Source organism: Methylobacterium sp. 391_Methyba4 (assembly GCF_029691625.1).
GTDB classification, from domain to species: domain Bacteria; phylum Pseudomonadota; class Alphaproteobacteria; order Rhizobiales; family Beijerinckiaceae; genus Methylobacterium; species Methylobacterium fujisawaense.
This window is the reverse complement of record NZ_CP121475.1, coordinates 3,603,582-3,619,450: the sequence shown is the minus strand read 5'-3', so window position 1 is coordinate 3,619,450 and position 15,869 is coordinate 3,603,582. Positions and strand designations below refer to the sequence as shown.

At 63.7% G+C, this 15,869-nt stretch carries 11 protein-coding genes; 7 read left to right on the top strand and 4 right to left on the bottom strand.

The features are described from left to right. Positions 1-136 precede the first annotated feature (136 nt). The 4 genes from P9K36_RS16910 (at position 137) to P9K36_RS16895 (ending at position 4,359) form a co-directional block, all read left to right on the top strand. On the top strand, positions 137-724 hold the full coding sequence (locus P9K36_RS16910) for a cytochrome P460 family protein (RefSeq protein WP_081948857.1): 588 nt from the start codon (positions 137-139) through the stop codon (positions 722-724). A 29-nt stretch (positions 725-753) separates the two neighbouring features. Then, positions 754-1,329 carry a cytochrome P460 family protein gene (locus tag P9K36_RS16905; protein ID WP_081948859.1) on the top strand — a complete coding sequence of 192 codons (576 nt, stop codon included), beginning with the start codon at positions 754-756 and terminating at the stop codon, positions 1,327-1,329. A gap of 335 nt (positions 1,330-1,664) precedes the next feature. Continuing rightward, positions 1,665-2,537, top strand: coding sequence for an alpha/beta hydrolase (locus P9K36_RS16900; protein ID WP_230367017.1), 873 nt, complete (start codon positions 1,665-1,667; stop codon positions 2,535-2,537). Positions 2,538-3,042: 505 nt separating this feature from the next. Next, entirely contained in the window at positions 3,043-4,359 is a 1,317-nt protein-coding gene (locus P9K36_RS16895) for a nucleotide disphospho-sugar-binding domain-containing protein (RefSeq protein WP_043388184.1), read from the top strand. A gap of 650 nt (positions 4,360-5,009) precedes the next feature. Here the strand turns inward: P9K36_RS16895 and P9K36_RS16890 are convergent. Then, positions 5,010-6,175, bottom strand: a protein-coding gene (locus P9K36_RS16890; protein WP_089231777.1) for an IS3 family transposase whose coding sequence is annotated in 2 segments (ribosomal slippage) — positions 5,010-5,911 and positions 5,911-6,175 — 1,167 coding nt in all. Because the reading frame shifts where the segments join, the coding sequence is not laid out codon by codon here. Positions 6,176-6,530: 355 nt separating this feature from the next. Here P9K36_RS16890 and P9K36_RS16885 point away from each other — a divergent pair. Beyond that, positions 6,531-7,811 (top strand): IS66 family transposase, encoded by a 1,281-nt coding sequence (locus tag P9K36_RS16885; RefSeq protein ID WP_043387809.1) that lies wholly within the window; start codon positions 6,531-6,533, stop codon positions 7,809-7,811. A 25-nt stretch (positions 7,812-7,836) separates the two neighbouring features. Here the strand turns inward: P9K36_RS16885 and P9K36_RS16880 are convergent, their stop codons facing one another. Beyond that, entirely contained in the window at positions 7,837-9,096 is a 1,260-nt protein-coding gene (locus P9K36_RS16880; protein ID WP_081948803.1) for a GGDEF domain-containing protein, read from the bottom strand. Between the two features lie 442 nt (positions 9,097-9,538). On the opposite strand from P9K36_RS16880, the gene P9K36_RS16875 reads away from it, so the two are divergent. Then, positions 9,539-11,266, top strand: a complete 1,728-nt coding sequence (locus tag P9K36_RS16875) for a methyl-accepting chemotaxis protein (RefSeq protein ID WP_230366879.1) — start codon at positions 9,539-9,541, stop codon at positions 11,264-11,266. 67 nt (positions 11,267-11,333) lie between these two features. Here P9K36_RS16875 and P9K36_RS16870 read toward each other — a convergent pair whose 3' ends face one another. Then, on the bottom strand, positions 11,334-11,681 hold the full coding sequence (locus P9K36_RS16870) for a hypothetical protein (RefSeq protein WP_051976286.1): 348 nt from the start codon (positions 11,679-11,681) through the stop codon (positions 11,334-11,336). Positions 11,682-12,413: 732 nt separating this feature from the next. Between P9K36_RS16870 and P9K36_RS16865 the strand changes: the two genes are divergently transcribed. Then, a complete protein-coding gene (locus tag P9K36_RS16865) occupies positions 12,414-15,179 on the top strand; it encodes an EAL domain-containing protein (protein ID WP_179240068.1) in 2,766 nt (921 codons plus the stop codon). A gap of 363 nt (positions 15,180-15,542) precedes the next feature. Here P9K36_RS16865 and P9K36_RS16860 read toward each other — a convergent pair whose 3' ends face one another. Then, positions 15,543-15,860, bottom strand: a complete 318-nt coding sequence (locus P9K36_RS16860) for a hypothetical protein (protein ID WP_139239583.1) — start codon at positions 15,858-15,860, stop codon at positions 15,543-15,545. Positions 15,861-15,869: the final 9 nt, after the last annotated feature.

Here is a 15,869-nt window from a genome sequence, read left to right as displayed (position 1 = left end):
ACGACAGAGGTGCGAGACGTTCTGCAACCAATTCCGGACCTTCGGCACGCTCCATTTCGGTAGGCTCGCAGATGGGCGCTCAATCGCACGCTACGTTGCGGCGCCTCAAGGCGGTTGAGAGAGGGGATGACGTTCGATGTCCAGGTTTGCATTCCTCCGGGTTGCTGCTGCATCGGTGGCGGTGTCAGGATTAATGTCGAATCCGAGCCCATCGATTGCGCAACAATCGAGCTGCTACAAAGCGGAGTACACGTCGGATGGGGAGCTGGTCCTTCCGAAGCACTTCGAGCGATGGATCTATGTCGGCTCGCCTCTTACACCGAATGCACTCAATAACGGGCACGCCGGCTTCCCAGAGTATCACAACGTCTACATCGAGCCGTGCTCCTACGATGAATATAAGAGGACCGGAAGTTTTCCGGAGGGCACCATCCTCTTCAAGGAACTTCAGTTGACTCTACCTAAAGAAGAGGCCGACGGGTCGCGCGTCGAGCCATCTGGGCGTGGCTTTTTTCCGGGCAAGCTCAACGGAGCCGACGTGACGGTCAAAGACACAGCGCGGTATACCTCGACCGGCGGATGGGGTTACTTCAACTTCAATCACCACGAGCCGAAAGCGGCAACTGCAACGGTGCGCCCGAAAAGCGAATGCGCCTACTGCCACATGGCCTCAGCAAAGAAAGATGAAGTCTGGACACAGTTCTATCCGCGATTGGACGATTAGTTAGATCGTATACTGTGTGGAGATACGATATGTATCGTCGCTATCTGCTCCATGTCTCTGGCGCATTGACGCTGCTGGCCACGTCGGCGGGATTGCTGAGTCAGCCTTCCGCTCAGCCGATAGACCAAAAGAAGCCGCAGCTTGTGGATGAATCCGGCAATATCCGCGTGCCGAGCGACTACCGGGAACGCTACCGGTTCCTCGGTTCCTGGGCGGTCGCATCGGAGAATGGCCGGGGTTCGAAGGAGATGCACGTGGTCTACGCATCACCCGGTGCTGCGCAGACCTATCGCAACGAGGGTTCGTTTCCAGACGGCGCTACCCTGGTCAAAGAAGTTTATGAAACCAGCACCGGTGAATTTACGACCGGGACGGTAAGTCGTGCGGATCATCTCAAAGGTTGGTTCGTCATGGTGCGCGACGCCGGAAATACTCACCAAGACAACCCACTTTGGGGCGAAGGTTGGGGCTGGTCGTGGTTCGATGCGGGTCAGCCCGACAAAGCCACGACAGTCAGCTATCGAGACGAATGTTTAGGGTGTCACGTTCCTGCTCGATCGACGAACTGGATCTATGTCGACGGATACCCATCATTGAGAAAATGATGCGCGGCAGCTTCCGGAGTGACAGGCAGGGTTTACAGAGACCCGGTTTGGCTCGGTGAACCTTGAAGCGGCGTGTGGTGCCTGCGGCCGCTCCGCCGAGCCTTGTGGTTGGCTCGATCGGACAGGCACGCGGGCATCGAGCGGTTCCAGCCAGGACTTCGCACGCCCGCTCCGAAAGGCTGCGTGCGTCATGACGGATATCGCTCGACGCACAGCATCCGCGGCTGAGAAGCCACCCGTACTCGAGAGGTACAACGATGTTCAGAGCGCTTGCACCCCTTCTCGCGACAACGGCGCTGATTGCTTCTCCAACTGCGTCGGCCGAGACGGCCTCAATGACATCCGTCGACACAACCTATCGTACGGTTGCGGTCGACGGCGTTACAATCTTCTATCGAGAAGCCGGCCCGAAGGACGCTCCGACAATCCTTCTGCTTCACGGCTTTCCATCATCTTCGGCCATGTTCGAGACGCTGATCCCTCGTCTCGCAGACCGCTTCCATCTGGTGGCACCCGATTATCCGGGCTTCGGCCTGAGCGAGGCGCCACCGCCGGAGCGATATGCCTACACGTTCGACCATGTCGCCGGCACGATCGACCAGTTTGCGGAAAAGATCGGCCTGAACCGGTACAGCCTCTTCCTTCAGGATTATGGCGGCCCCATAGGCATGAGGCTGGCTCTTGCACATCCCGAACGTGTGCAGGCGCTGATCATCCAGAATGCTGTCTCTCATGAGGATGGGCTTGGACCGCTCTGGGCAACCCGTCGGGCATTCTGGCACGACCGCGCCTCCCATGAGGACGCGGTGATCGATAGCTTCCTCTCCCTGGAGACGACGAAGCAGCGTCATCTCGGAACCAGCCCGCATCCAAAGCGATACGACCCGCATCTGTGGCTCGACGAGTTCGCCCATCTGTCCCGGCCAGGTCAACGACAGATCCAGTCCGATCTGTTTTATGACTATCGTACCAACGTCGCCTCCTATCCGATGTGGCAGACTTGGCTCCGGCAGAAGCGGCCTCCAACCCTCGTCGTCTGGGGGCGATACGATCCGTCCTTCGCGATCGGCGGTGCCGAAGCCTACAGGAAAGACCTTCCGGACGCAGAAATCCACATTCTCGATGCGGGACACTTCGCGCTTGATGAGCGCGTCGACGAGATTGCAGCGTTAGTCCGAAACTTCATGGCCAAGCAAAACCTCGATTGAAATGGCGAGGCTTGACTGCAAGGCCGTCATCGCAGTTTCGATTTGATAATGAGCATTGCGCGAGCGACTCTCTTTTCGTGATTCCCAGGTCTTGCGTCTGTTTGCATTGCGCGAGAGAATTACCCAGAAGGTGGGTGGCCTTATCGATGTCTGTTGCGGACACTCGCAGTTCTGTCACTCCGTCGATCTGTCGTCTCCGCTGCCGGTCGCAGTGATATGTACTCTATTCGATGTGTCCGAAGCAGACGAGTCGCAGCTTCCACGTAGCCGATGAGGTATCCATAAAGCCTGTATCTCGATGAGGCTTCCATCTGAGACTAGCTGGTCACGCACCTGAGCCGAAACACCAGCGCGTTCGGGATCGTTCAGTCCAAAATAGCAGCAATCGACGTGCACGCTGCGGTCGCGTATTCCTTGCGAGCTGCGGTCGATATATTCGGAACAGCTACACTTCGTTCGCGACGCCGAGTGAGTGTTCTCAATTCCAAAGCTACGGAGTTTCAAGATGAAAGTCCTGATCGCGGCCTCGGCTTTGACAGGGCATGTCAATCCGCTGCTGGCCATCGGAAACCTCCTGCGCGCCCGCGGCGACGACGTGCTGTTCACAACGGCCGAGACGTTTCGGACCCGGATCGAGGCAGCAGGTCTGCGTTTCGTCCCGTGCAATGATGGTGGAGCCGCCGCCTACCTCGACGTCAGCCTGCCGCCGGGACCGGAACGCTGGCGGCATGAATTCGAGCGGCGCTTCATCGACGGCATGCCTGGCCAAGCAGCCGGCTTGCGGAGGCTGATCGCAGATCATCGGCCTGATATCGTGATCGCCGGCAGCCTTTTCCTTGGCGTGCTGCCCTTGCTCCTCGACAGGCAACCCCGGCCGCCGATCGCCGTCCTGAACGTCAGCTTCCTCTTCCTCGATCGGCCTGATCACGCGCCGGTGGGGGCCGGCCTGCCGCCGGCAGGAGACGAAGCCGAGCGGATGCGCTACTCCGCCTTGAAGGCGGGGACGGATGCCGCCTTCGTCAATCCCGTGCGCGCCCACACGGACGGCCTGCTCGCCGGACTCGGGCTTCCGCCCCTGCCGGCTTCCCTGCCTCACTCGATCGTCGTGCTGCCGGATCTCTTCCTCCAGCCGACGGTCCCCGCCTTCGAGTACGACTTCGGTGCGCTCCCGTCCGGCCTACGCTTCGTCGGCCTCTTGCCCAACCCGCACGCCGACATACCGGTGCCGACTTGGTGGCCCGAGCTCGACGCGTGGCGCGAGGAGGGCGGCCACGTCGTGCTGGTCACGCAGGGCACACTCGCCAATGCGGACTTCGGGGCTCTGGTCGAGCCGACACTGACCGCGCTCGCCGACCGGGACGACCTGCTCGTTGTCGCGACCACTGGCGGGCGGCCCTTGGACGTCTTGCGGGGACCGCTTCCCGCCAATGCCCGGGTCGCGAGCTTCCTGCCGTTCGACCTGCTGCTGCCGAAGGTAGACTTACTTGTGACCAACGGCGGCTATGGCAGTGTCTCGCAGGCGCTGGCCGTGGGCGTGCCGATCGTCTCGGCGGGGCGGACGGAGGACAAAGCCGAGGTCGGCGCGCGCATCGGCTGGTCGGGGGTTGGTATCGACCTCACGACGGACGCGCCTACCGTTGAGACCTTGCGCACGGCCGCCCTACGCGTGTTGAACGAACCGAGCTTCCGGGTCCGGGCCGGCGAGGTAGCCGAGGCGTTCGGAAGCCTTGACAGCGGCGACGAGATCCTCGCGGCGCTCGATGCCCTCGTCAAGGGTGGCGCTCTCGTGCCAGCATCGCCGAAACGGGTTCTTTGCAGATGAGACCTGCATGACCGGGCAATCGGCGTGTCCAGCAGGGCAAAGTCCACGCTCACTGCATCTGTAAGCCGTGTCTTATACCTTCTTGGCGCTGCACTACCAGGCGATCTGGCTGCGGGCCTAAGGCAAACTGCAGTCCGAAGTTGCGGCGCTGGGGGATCGCCGCAGCCGCTACGGGACGACGGCACGGCTGCTGATGCCTGAGCTTCTGGACCGCCTGAGTACGCGCTCGGAAACGCTGCCGCTCATCCGCTATGACTTCTTCCAAGAGCTGAGCGACCTGCGGCGCACGGTGAAGGCCGTGCGCCTGTCGCGGCGGATCAGCCGGACCACTCCTTCAGTAACGTGGTCGAGGTGGAGATGTATCCCGGCCCCAGCGGACCTTCCGGTAGCGACCATGTCTGTTTCAAAGCCCCGCCCGCTCTCAAGCAGACCGCCCGCTTTCCACCCTACCCGGTTGTAGGCCCCGCCCTCACCGGCAGCCTGGAAGAAGGCCTTCCCAGAGCGCACATCGGATCCCAAGGGCCACGGAGGCACTGCGCCGCTCCATATCGTGCCCTTATGCGAATGGGCCGCCGCCGCAGCCTTCACGGTGAGCGTCCGCTATGGAGGCGCGTCGTGATCGGCCCCCACGAGGTGGTCCAAGGTCAAAGTTAGTGCAGGGTTGGTCGCTGGACCACGGCGAGCTTGGCCGGTGCAGCCGGCCTAGCGGCTATAGCTGGCACGAACACCTCTGGCGCTGGCGGCCGGTAGCCCAATGCGCCATGCGGCCGAACCGTATTGTAGTGCCGTCGCCAGCCCTCGATCATGATCTGCGCCTCCTTGAGCGTGTAAAAAATCTCGCCATTCAGCAGCTCGTTGCGTATCTGTGCGTTGAAGCTCTCGACATATCCGTTCTCCCACGGCGAACCAGGGGTGATGTAGGCCGTCCTTGCGCCAACGGCCGCAATCCAGGACTGCACCGACTTGGCGATGAACTCCGGACCATTGTCTGACCGAATGTGCGCCGGCACGCCGCGCAGGATGAACAGGTCGGACAGCACATCGATCACGTCGGCCGCCTTGAGCTTGCGATCCACTCGGATGGCCAGGCACTCGCGGCTGAACTCGTCGAGGACGTTGAGCATCCGGAACTTGCGCCCGTCGTGGGTGCGCGTCTCGACGAAGTCGTAGGACCAGACGTGATTGCGGTGCTCCGGGCGCAGCCGGATACAGGAACCATCCCCGTCCCACAGCCGTGCGCGCTTGGGCTGGCGGGCCGGGACCTTCAGCCCCTCCTGCCGCCATAGGCGCTCGACCCGCTTGTCGTTGACCAGCCAGCCGTCCGCCCGCAGTAGGGCGGCGACCTTCCGATAGCCGTAGCGCCCGTAGCTACGGGCAAATTCGATCAGCTCGGCGACGAGCGCCGCCTCGTCATCTTTGCCCCGCGGCGCCTTGCGCTGTGTCGAGCGATGCTGCCCGAGTGCCTTGCAGGCCCGACGCTCGGAGACCTTCAGCACGGTCCGGACATGCTCGATGCAGGCGCGTCGGCGCGCGGGGCTGGTCAGTTTCCCCGGGCGGCTTCCTGCAGGATCAGCTTGTCCAGGGTGAGATCGGCGATGGCTTTTCTGAGCCGCTGGTTCTCCGTCTCCAGATCCTTCATCCGCCGGACCTGATCCGACTTCAGGCCGCCGTACTCACGCCGCCAGCGGTAGTAGGTCACCTCACTCACGCCGATCGCGCGGATCGCCTCCGCCACGCTCTGGCCTTGCCCGACCAGCACGTCCGCCTGCCGCAGCTTGGCGACGATCTCCTCAGGCTTGGGTCGCTTCCTCGACATCGATCCGTCCTCCAGGCTCAAAGCCATACCAAAGGGCGGACCACTTCATTGGGGGCGGATCAGTCGGCGGCTCGTTAGATGGCCGGAATGGGCGCAAAGCTGAACGACCGGTTCTGCGTGCGCTGGCGCTCTCACGTGACGTAGTCTAACTGAAAGCGACTGAGCCGCATTTGTTGTTTAGTCCAGAGAAGTGGACCTTCGTTGCGGCTCGTCCAATCGTCTCAAAATGCTCTTTCCGCGGACTTGTAATTACCCACGGGGTGGATCGGTCGGCGGCGGAACGCCCGCGGCTGCGCCGCTTGCCGGGACGAGCTTGCCTCTTGCGCGGGTCGGATTTCGCTGATTCCCTGGCGGGATGGGCCGCAGCGAACTGGAACGGCTGAGCCGCGAGGAGCTGATCGAGCTGGTGCTGCGGCTGCAGCGGCCAGAGAAGACCTCGCGCACCTCATCCAAGCCGCCCGCGACGGATCGCAAGGAGCAGCGGGAGCATTCTAAGCCCGGCGGCGCCAAGCCCGGTCACGAGGGTCACAGCCGGGTGCTGAGCGATGATCCCGATACGATCGTCCAGCATCGTCCCGAGGCGTGCGCGTGCTGCGGCGCCAGCCTGCACGCCGCACTTCCGGCAGAGATCGTCAGCGTCTCTGAGCAAATCGAGCTGCCTGAGGTGGCGCCGATTGTGACGCAGCACCAGCGCCTTGCCGTTTGTTGTCCGAGCTGCGGGACGCGCGTGATCGCGCCACCGCCCGAAGCGGCGCGCGGCACGCCCTTCGGTCCGCGGCTGCATGCGGTGGCGACGTACCTCAAGACCTTTCAGGCGCTCTCGTACGAACGGCTGCAGGCGGCGCTCTCCGATCTGTTCGGCCTCACCCTCAGCCAGGGCGGGCTGATGAACCTGCTCCGGCGCGCGCAGGACCGCTTCCGTGCCGGTCGCGACGCGGCCATCGCGACCCTGCGCAAGGCTGAGGTCGTCGCCTGCGACGAGACTGGCGTGCGCATCGAGGGCTCGAACGCTTACCACTGGCTGTTCCACTCGGCGCAAGCCGTGGTGCACACCGCCTCCCCGACGCGCGGCGCTGTCGTGGTGCGCGAGATGATGGACGGGCACCGACCGGCGGTGTGGATCTCCGACCGCTACACCGCCCAACAGGGCCACGCGGATGAGCACCAGACCTGCCTGGCGCATCTGGCCCGCGATGTCGCCTATGGCGTCGAGGCCAGCGACGATCCCGTGCCCTGGCGCCTGCAACTCTGGTTGCAGCGCGTGTTCGCCCTGGCCGAGCGCGTCACCGACTTGGCTGCCGCGACGCTCTCGGCCAAGCGCCGCAGCCTGGATCGGCAACTGGGTGCCATCCTCGCCACGTCGAGCCGCTGTGATCTGAGCCGCGACCTGCAGGCCAAGATCAGCCGCGCCCGCGATCAGCTCCTGGTCTTCCTCGCCTATCCCGGAAAGGTCGAGCCGACCAACAACGGCTCCGAGCGGCTGCTGCGTCCGGCTGTCGTGCAGCGGAAGGTCACCAACGGCTACCGGGCCATGTGGGCGGCCGAGGGCGAGGCCGCCATTCGCACCGTCGTCGACACCGCGCGCCTCACAGGCAGCAGTCCCTTCGGCGCCATCCTCAAAACCATCGGCGCCTGAGCCCAGCCATCACAGGCCTGGGTAATTACGCGGACTTTGAGCCTGGCCTGTACGGACTGCGTTCCCGCGCAGTAAAAGCAGGCACGCAGTCTCGTCTCGCTATCAGCGCACAATCCGGGATGCGCCCTTGGCCATCAGCGGACTGCCCGGCTGGCATCTTGGCCATGGCCACTTGGTCCCTCCCCCCATTCTTGGCGGTGTAGAGTGCCATATCGGCGCAGTGCATCAGAATCTCGTATCCGCCCACACCGCACGCTTGTGCGATCCCGATGCTGACACTGACTCGCAGCTCAGGGAACTCGGCGACGAAAAGTTGCGCAAAGGTTCGGCGGAGTTCCTCGGCCCGGGCAAGGGCCTCCTCGGGGGAGGCATCCGGCAAAAGGCAGGCGAATTCCTCGCCGCCGAGGCGCCCCAGCAGCGCGTCCTGCGGCAGCAGGGAGGTGGCCATGGCGCAGAAGCTCACCAGCACCGCATCGCCGACCGCGTGGCCATAGCTGTCATTGACGGCCTTGAACCGGTCGAGATCAATAAGCAATAGTACACTATCTCGATGCTCAGCCAGTATAGACTCGGCGGCTTTCGCGAAGGCGCGTCGATTGTGTACGCCCGTAAGCGCATCGGTAGAGGCGGCGATGCGCTGCTCGCGCTCGGCCCGCTCCTTCACAAGCGCCAAGAAGGTGAAGGCCGAGGCGATCGAGAACAGCATGGTCACGAAGCACAGGATCGCCACCCAGGGTGTGGCGATCGGGTTGGATCCGAGTTGTGGTGCCGTCAGGGTCGGCGGGATCCGGACGAAGTAGACTGCACCATGAAGGCCTAGCACAGTGAAAGCCGGAACTCGGGAGGCGAGCCGCTCCGCGCGGCCGCGCCAGATCTCCACGGCGGCCGAACTGCAGTAGAGTGTCGCCACGGCCGAACCATATAGGATCCGCAGCGTAACTGACGCGTAGAAGGCCGGAACCAGGCAGAGGACACACCAGAATATCGCGCCGACGAACGCAACGCCTAGGCGGATCGAACGACCCTCGAAGGAGCGGACGCCGCTCCAGATCAATCCATAAGCGGCCTGAACGAGCACGTTGGCCAGCCCGATGGAAAGCAGGTCAGGGACTTGGTCGCGTAGAGCGATGCCGACGGAACCGATGGCGCCAATGAGATGTGCCGCTCCCCAGAGGCTCAGAGAGCGGGATCCCTGCGACTCACGCCCCGCTACCAGAAGTAACGTGCCAACCAGGAAAGTTGTCGCAGAGCTGGCGATCAGCAAGGTGGCCGGATCAAGGTACATGGAAGTCGCCAACACTTAGTCTGAACAGGTGCGCGTCTATGCACTTCATTTCACTTCCGAGCCGATGAGATCGCTGACGCTCCGCTTCAACTATCAGTATAGCATGTCTTGATTGTGGCAGTAGACCGGCTCGCTCCGAAGCGCTGCATCGCGGAGGTGGACGTTTGCCGCTGCTCAGCCGACCGCCTCGCTGATCCATAATGAGTCTGGGCAGTATGTTTCCGCCTGATCTGGTTTGGATGGCCTGCGCGCCAAGTGCAAATCCGAAGCAGCCCTATGCGATTGAAGGATATTGCTCGGTACCTTGAGTATGATGGCTCTTAATATTGACTTTAATATTCATTCTTTGCAATCGCTGTTTGGCAATCATAACGATATGGGCGTTTTAATTCATAATGTGTCGAGGCGATTTTGCCAGCTATCCTTAAGGGTAGCGCAACGGATGCCGGTGCAGGGACCGGCGCATCAACTCGGTATTTGGCAGTTCCTGATGCGTATCTCCCTGGCCCATAAACTCGTGGCCGTGATCAGCCTGCTCGGCCTCGTCGCCGCCGGCATCTCCGGCTTTGCCCTCCGCCAAGCCGATCAGGAGCAGCAGCGCGCAGCAGCGACCGAAGCGGCCTGGAACGCCGGCCTGCAGGCGCGGACCTTGGCCCAGGCCATCGAGCACGCAGTGGTGCAGGCCACCGCGGTCTACACCGCCGAAGACACCCAGGAGGCCAAAGCCCGGCTCGCCGGGCTCCAGAGCGCCCTCACCGATGTGGAACAGGCGCGCGGTCCCTTTCTCACTGCCATGGACGCGCAACTCTCGCCCGAGCGCAAGCGCAAGCTCGACCTCGCAGTGAAGGAGTTCATCGCCTATCAGACCGAAACAGCCGAAATGGGCCTGACCCTCTCGCCCAAGGCCGCCCTGATCCAGGCCACCGACGAAGCCACGGTGAAGAACCGTGAGCGCATGGTCGCTGAGATCAGCAATCTCGGACGCGAGATGCTGGCCCACCTCGACGCGCAGCGCGCAGCTGTCGCGGAGGAGCGCCATCGGGCCACACTGACCCTTCTGGTCGCGCCGGCCGTCGCTCTGCTTCTGGGTCTCGGTGTCGCCTTCTGGGTTCTCGCAACCCAGATCCAACGACCTCTGCACCGGCTCAAGGCCGCCATGCAGGCGCTCGCTGCCGAGAAGCTCGACGACCAAGTCCCCTTCACGCGTCGCGCCGACGAGATTGGCGAGATGGCGCGCGCGATCGAGGCCTTTCAGGTCGCGCTGATCGAGAAGCGGGATCTCGACGCTGGCGCGGAGAAGCGAGCGGCTCAGGACGCAGTCCGAGCCCAGGTCCTGGCCGAGGCCACGCACGCCTTTGAGCTCGAGACCAAGCGAGCCGTAGCGAGCTTGGCGTGCTCGGCTCAGGCGATGCAGGCCACGGCCGATGCCCTGTCCGGCACCGCCGGGGACACGACGGCGCAGGCTACGCGCGTGGCGGTCGCATCGAGCCAGTCGGTCGAGGTGGTCAACAGCATCGCCGGTGCCGCGGAACAGCTGTCGAGCTCAGCCCGGGCCATCGAGGAGCAGGTACGGCACACGAGCGAGATCGCGGCCGCGGCCCTGGACGATGCGCGCGGCCTGGAGACGACCGTGGTGAGCCTGTCGCAGGCCGCCGGCGAGATCGGAGCCGTGGTGACGCTGATCCGCAGCGTGGCCGCGCAGACCAACCTGCTGGCCCTCAACGCGACCATCGAGGCGGCGCGCGCCGGCGCTGCGGGCCGCGGCTTCGCGGTGGTGGCGGCTGAAGTGAAGGAACTCGCGACGCAGACCGCATCCGCGACGGACCGCATCACCAGCCAGGTCGCGGCGATCCAAGCCGCCGCCGACGGGACGGTCGATGCGATCGGCTCGATCGGTGGCACCATCGCGGAAATGAGCAAGACGGCCTCCGACGTGGCCGCGGCCGCTGAACAGCAGGGACACGCCAGCCAGGAGATCGCCCGCGCTATCGCGGGTGCTGCGGCCGAAGCCCGGACCGTATCCAACAGCATCGGCGGTGTGCAAGAGGCGGCCGCCTCGAACGCGGCACAAGCTGATCAGGTCCGAAGTGGCGCCTCGCAGGTCAACACAGGCACCGCCAGCCTGCAGGCTGCTATCGACACCTTCCTCGACCGGGTTCATGCGGCGTGAGGCGGGTCACGCGCATTCTCGGCAGACCAGGCGCCCCAAGCGAGCCTGAGCACGTCGCGCCGATGATCTAACCCGCGCGTCGTATGAACGCTGCGTATCGCGCTCCAACCTCAGGGTTTGCGGGCCTGCCAGCCTTGTCGGGGGCCAGTTTCTTCGCCTTGCGCTTGCCGACCTTCAGCGCCGCGTCCGCATCCTCGTCGCCGGCCCGCTCGGACAAGGCAAAGTTGTGCAGGTCCGGCAGCGCATCCTGCCCCACAGGAGAGGTCTCAGTCATAGCGTAAAAGGCGGCTCGAACGATCTCCTTCTTGTTCGCCTCAGGGTACCGTTCCCGTATGGCGGCGCGCAAAGCCTTCGGCTTCATCCCCGGCGTCGCGATGCTGCGCAGCGTCGCCGCGATCTCCTCGATGGAGGCCATGCCTTCCTCCTCTCTCAACGAACGCGTCACCTGCCTCTTAACACATGTGACGTTTCGATGACACGGACACACGCCCGGCTTCTTACCTGCGGTGGCTTGTTCACGCCGGCGTGAAGTCATAGCAGATCGACACGTTCCTTCCCGAGACCGGAACGCACTCAGGGCGCTCCTCTCAAAGGAGAGCGCCCGTTTTTGCCTCGCCGTATCGAGACCTCCGCGCGAGCGGCGAACCGTACGGTCCTCGCCGCTCACTGTTCCCGAAGCTGGTCGGCACGCTGGCAAGCATCGACACTTTCTCCAGTTTGCCAACTAGTCGCGAGATTGAGGACTGGATCATAGCCCGGAGACGGCCCCCAACAGCGCGCTGGCTCAAAACCGGTTGACGGCATGCCACTCACTCGCAAATTTCTGACGGCTCCTTCTATTGCATATCTCATCCTCTCATTGCTTCAGCGCTGGCAGGTAAATCGGTCTTATACCCGAACCGGCCTCGGCAGGTGTGTCGGAATTGAGTAAGTATTGATCTCTTCCGATCGCCATTGAAGCGCCGCATCTCACGGCGGCTTCCCGATTTTAATCCAATCTCAACCGCCGCGTTGCATTGGTGATCTTATCTGTCTGTGCGATCTCCCCGGCGACATGTCGATCCAGGCTCAACATCGCCCATCCGACGCGTCGGGCAGCGCAGCTCACATCCTAAGCGAGCGTTGGTCTGCTGCTCGAAAGCCGGGTATGGCGCTGCCTCGCTACGAGGACGTTGCCCTTGGCACGCTCGGACGGTTCGCCGATAGCACCGCCATCGTGCGTCTCGATGGCGATGAACTCTCCATCGTGCGCATCGCACCACACGTCGCAGTTTGGCTGCATGGGGCGGCCGATGGTCAGTCCCCGCGGGAGCGCAGCGACTGCACACGGGTCCTGCGCCAAGTCGTGCACCGGGCCCTGCAAACCGGCCGGCCCGCGCAGGAGGCGGCCAGCCGCGTCGAGAACGGCGTCGTCGAAGTACATCAGATCCTGGTGTTGCCCCTGGAAACGCACTGGGGCTTTCCCGTCGCGCTCGTCCATGTCGGCGAACCCGAGAGCCGATCCAGCCTCGTCGAACAGGTCTATCACTCGACTACCGAGGGGATCCTCGCGTTGATCCCCGTGCGTGATGTCGATGGTGCCCTGCAGGATCTCCAGATCGTCGCTTTGAATGCCGGCGCTGCCACGTTGATGCGCCAGCCGGCCAGCGCCCTGTTGTGGCAGCACCTCTCAGCGATCCGGCTCGGAAGCCGGGCGGAGGATATCGTCACCCGCCTGCACGCTGTCGTCGAGACTGGCGGCCGTATCGATTTCGAGCTGGATTATGTCGTCGATCAGAGGGAGTTGTTCCTCAAAGTCGCGGCCTCAACCTTGGGCGACCTGCTCGTGATCACGCTGGTCGACATCACGGAGTTGCGCACCCGCGAGGCGTCATTCCGGATGATGTTCGAGGCCAATCCGTTGCCGATGTGGGTCTGTGACGCTGCCTCGTTGCGGTTCCTCGACGTCAACGCCGCCGCGGTCGAGCATTACGGCTACAGCCGCGAGCGCTTCCTCACGATGACGGCTCTCGACATCCGGCCCGAGGCGGACCACGCCGCGGTCCAGGCGGTCCTGACGAACCGCGTGAGCCCCTACGACGGCGAGCAGATCTGGCGTCATATCAAGGCGGATGGATCCTCGATCGAGATCCTGCCGTACATACGTTCGCTGATCCTCAGGGGGCAGCCGGCCGTGCTGGTGGCTTCCATCGACGTCACCCAGCGCCGACTCGCCGAAGCGGAGCTGCGAAAAACGCGCAGTTTTCTCGACACAGTCGTCGAGAACATTCCCGCGATGGTGTACGTGCAAGACGCAGTCGCACACCGTCTCCTCCTGCTGAATCGGTCCGGAGAGGAACTGCTCGGCGTGCCGCGGACGGAGCTGATCGGCGAAACCGCCCATGAGCTGTTTCTGGCTGCCGAGAAAGGGCCTGCCGCTTCTCGCGAAGAGCGCGTTCTCCTAACGTCTGATGGCGGCGCTCTCGTCGAAGAGCGCGAGATCAACACACCCGCCAACGGAAAACGCCTCCTCCACATCAAGCAGCTGTCCGTCGCGGATGAGGCGGGACGGCCGCAATACCTGCTCGGGATCGCCGAGGACGTCACTGAGCGGCGCGCCGTCGAAGCGCGGATCGCCCACATGGCGCACCACGACCCGCTGACCGACCTGCCGAACCGAGCCTATTTCCGCGAGCGCCTGTGCGCCGTCCTGGAGCGACAGCAGCGCCGTCCGGACCAGTCCGCGGTGCTTTGCCTTGATCTCAACGGCTTCAAGGGGATCAACGATACGCTCGGGCACGCGGCCGGCGACGCGGTGCTGCGGGTGGTCGCCGAGCGCCTCAGGGCCTGCGTGCGCGCGGAGGACATGGTCGCCCGCCTGGGCGGCGACGAGTTCGCGATCCTGCAGGAGAGCGCGTCATCGCCCGAGGCGGCGGGCCACCTCGCGGCGCGCCTCGTCGAGCACCTGGCCCGACCGTTCACCGTCCTCGGGCAGGAGGTGGTGATCGGCGCCAGTCTGGGCATCGCCGTTCTGCCGGGCGACGGAACCACCCCCGATCTCCTGCTCAACAACGCCGATCTCGCGCTGTACCAGGCCAAGGCGGAGCGACGCGGCACGTTCCGGTTCTTCGAGGCGGGGATGAACGCGCGGGTCCAGGCGCGCCGTGCGTTGGAGCGCGCGCTGCGGGAAGCGCTGAACACGGGTGCCTTGGAGCTGTACTACCAGCCGCTCATGAACCTGCGAGAGAACCGCATCATCGCCTGCGAGGCGCTGCTGCGCTGGCGTCATCCCGAACGCGGCTTCATCTCGCCGGCCGAGTTCATCCCGATCGCCGAGGAGACGGGTCTGATCGCACCGATCGGCGAGTGGGTCCTGCGCGAAGCGTGCCGGGAAGCGTCCACCTGGCCGGGCGAGATCAAGGTCGCGGTCAACCTCTCGCCGCTGCAGTTCCGGCAGCCGGGCCTCGTCCCCGCCGTCGTGTCGGCGCTGGCGAATGCGGGGCTCGATCCGAAGCGCTTGGAGCTGGAGATCACCGAGTCGGTGCTGCTCGTCGACAGCGACGCCAACCTGGCGGTCCTTCACCGTTTGCGCGACCTCGGTGTGCGCATCGCCATGGATGATTTCGGCACCGGGTACTCGTCGTTGAGCTACCTGCGGGCGTTCCCATTCGACAAGATCAAGATCGACCAGTCCTTCGTGCGCGAGCTCGGCGCTAACCGTCACTGCGCGGCGATCGTGCGGGCGGTAGCCGGTCTCGGCGCCGCTCTCGGGATCACAACGGTGGCCGAAGGTGTCGAGACCGCCGAGCAGCGCGATCATCTCCAGCAGGAAGGCTGCGACGAGATGCAAGGCTACCTGTTCAGCCGCCCGCTGCCGGTCGCCGATCTCGCGCGATTGCTCGCCCAGCCTGAGGAAACCGCGCAGGCGGCTTGACGCACTCTGATGCGCGGCAACAGCTGTGCAGTCGGGGTGTGGACGGGACGACTGTCTGGTCCCGCCAACAAGGACTTAGCGCGACCGTGCCGCTCGAGTGCCGCTCGTTTTCTTTTCTGATCAGCCATGGTCTTGCTTTGAGCCCCACGGCGGCTTCAACGCCGACCGCTAAGCGCGCGGCATTCGGTCTACGGTAGCTTTCGTCGTCGAACATCCTGCGCGTGTCGAACGCTTCACCATCACGAGCAGAGGCCCTCGCGGAGCTGCGGGATGTAACGGTCCGCCGCTCTCCGCAGAAGGGCAGAGCTGGTGAAGAGTGGTTGACCCCGATCAAGCGGGTTATTTAGCTCCAGCCTGGTATATTCAACTGAGGCGCTCGACTGTCGCATCGCGAGAGCCTGCCCTCTTGCCGTCGACGTGTGGCGTGTCTCCCGACGCAATGCGTCGCTTGGTCAAGCAGGCGCCAATCTCCTGCGCAGCTTCAGCATAAAGTTTGGCGCGCTGTCCTAACATATTCCGCGTACTGATAGTCCGATTGCTGCTCATCTTCGCGCGCGCCTTATCAGATTTGGATTGCAGCTTGTTGATCAGCTTCTCGTATGCTCCTTCAATCTTGGTGGAAATCTCATCGGCTTCCCGAGCCAAGCGATCTAATTTCTGCGCCATGAGGTTCGCCTCCATCTTCCATAC

Excerpts from the sequence above, each read along its gene's own strand:
- P9K36_RS16870 (WP_051976286.1), bottom strand. The coding sequence starts at position 11,681 with ATGGCCTCCATCGAGGAGATCGCGGCGACGCTGCGCAGCATCGCGACG.
- P9K36_RS16910 (WP_081948857.1), top strand. The coding sequence starts at position 137 with ATGTCCAGGTTTGCATTCCTCCGGGTTGCTGCTGCATCGGTGGCGGTG.
- P9K36_RS16885 (WP_043387809.1), top strand. The coding sequence starts at position 6,531 with ATGGGCCGCAGCGAACTGGAACGGCTGAGCCGCGAGGAGCTGATCGAG.
- P9K36_RS16895 (WP_043388184.1), top strand. The coding sequence starts at position 3,043 with ATGAAAGTCCTGATCGCGGCCTCGGCTTTGACAGGGCATGTCAATCCG.
- P9K36_RS16905 (WP_081948859.1), top strand. The coding sequence starts at position 754 with ATGTATCGTCGCTATCTGCTCCATGTCTCTGGCGCATTGACGCTGCTG.
- P9K36_RS16865 (WP_179240068.1), top strand. The coding sequence starts at position 12,414 with ATGGCGCTGCCTCGCTACGAGGACGTTGCCCTTGGCACGCTCGGACGG.
- P9K36_RS16860 (WP_139239583.1), bottom strand. The coding sequence starts at position 15,860 with ATGGAGGCGAACCTCATGGCGCAGAAATTAGATCGCTTGGCTCGGGAA.
- P9K36_RS16880 (WP_081948803.1), bottom strand. The coding sequence starts at position 9,096 with ATGTACCTTGATCCGGCCACCTTGCTGATCGCCAGCTCTGCGACAACT.
- P9K36_RS16875 (WP_230366879.1), top strand. The coding sequence starts at position 9,539 with ATGCCGGTGCAGGGACCGGCGCATCAACTCGGTATTTGGCAGTTCCTG.
- P9K36_RS16900 (WP_230367017.1), top strand. The coding sequence starts at position 1,665 with ATGACATCCGTCGACACAACCTATCGTACGGTTGCGGTCGACGGCGTT.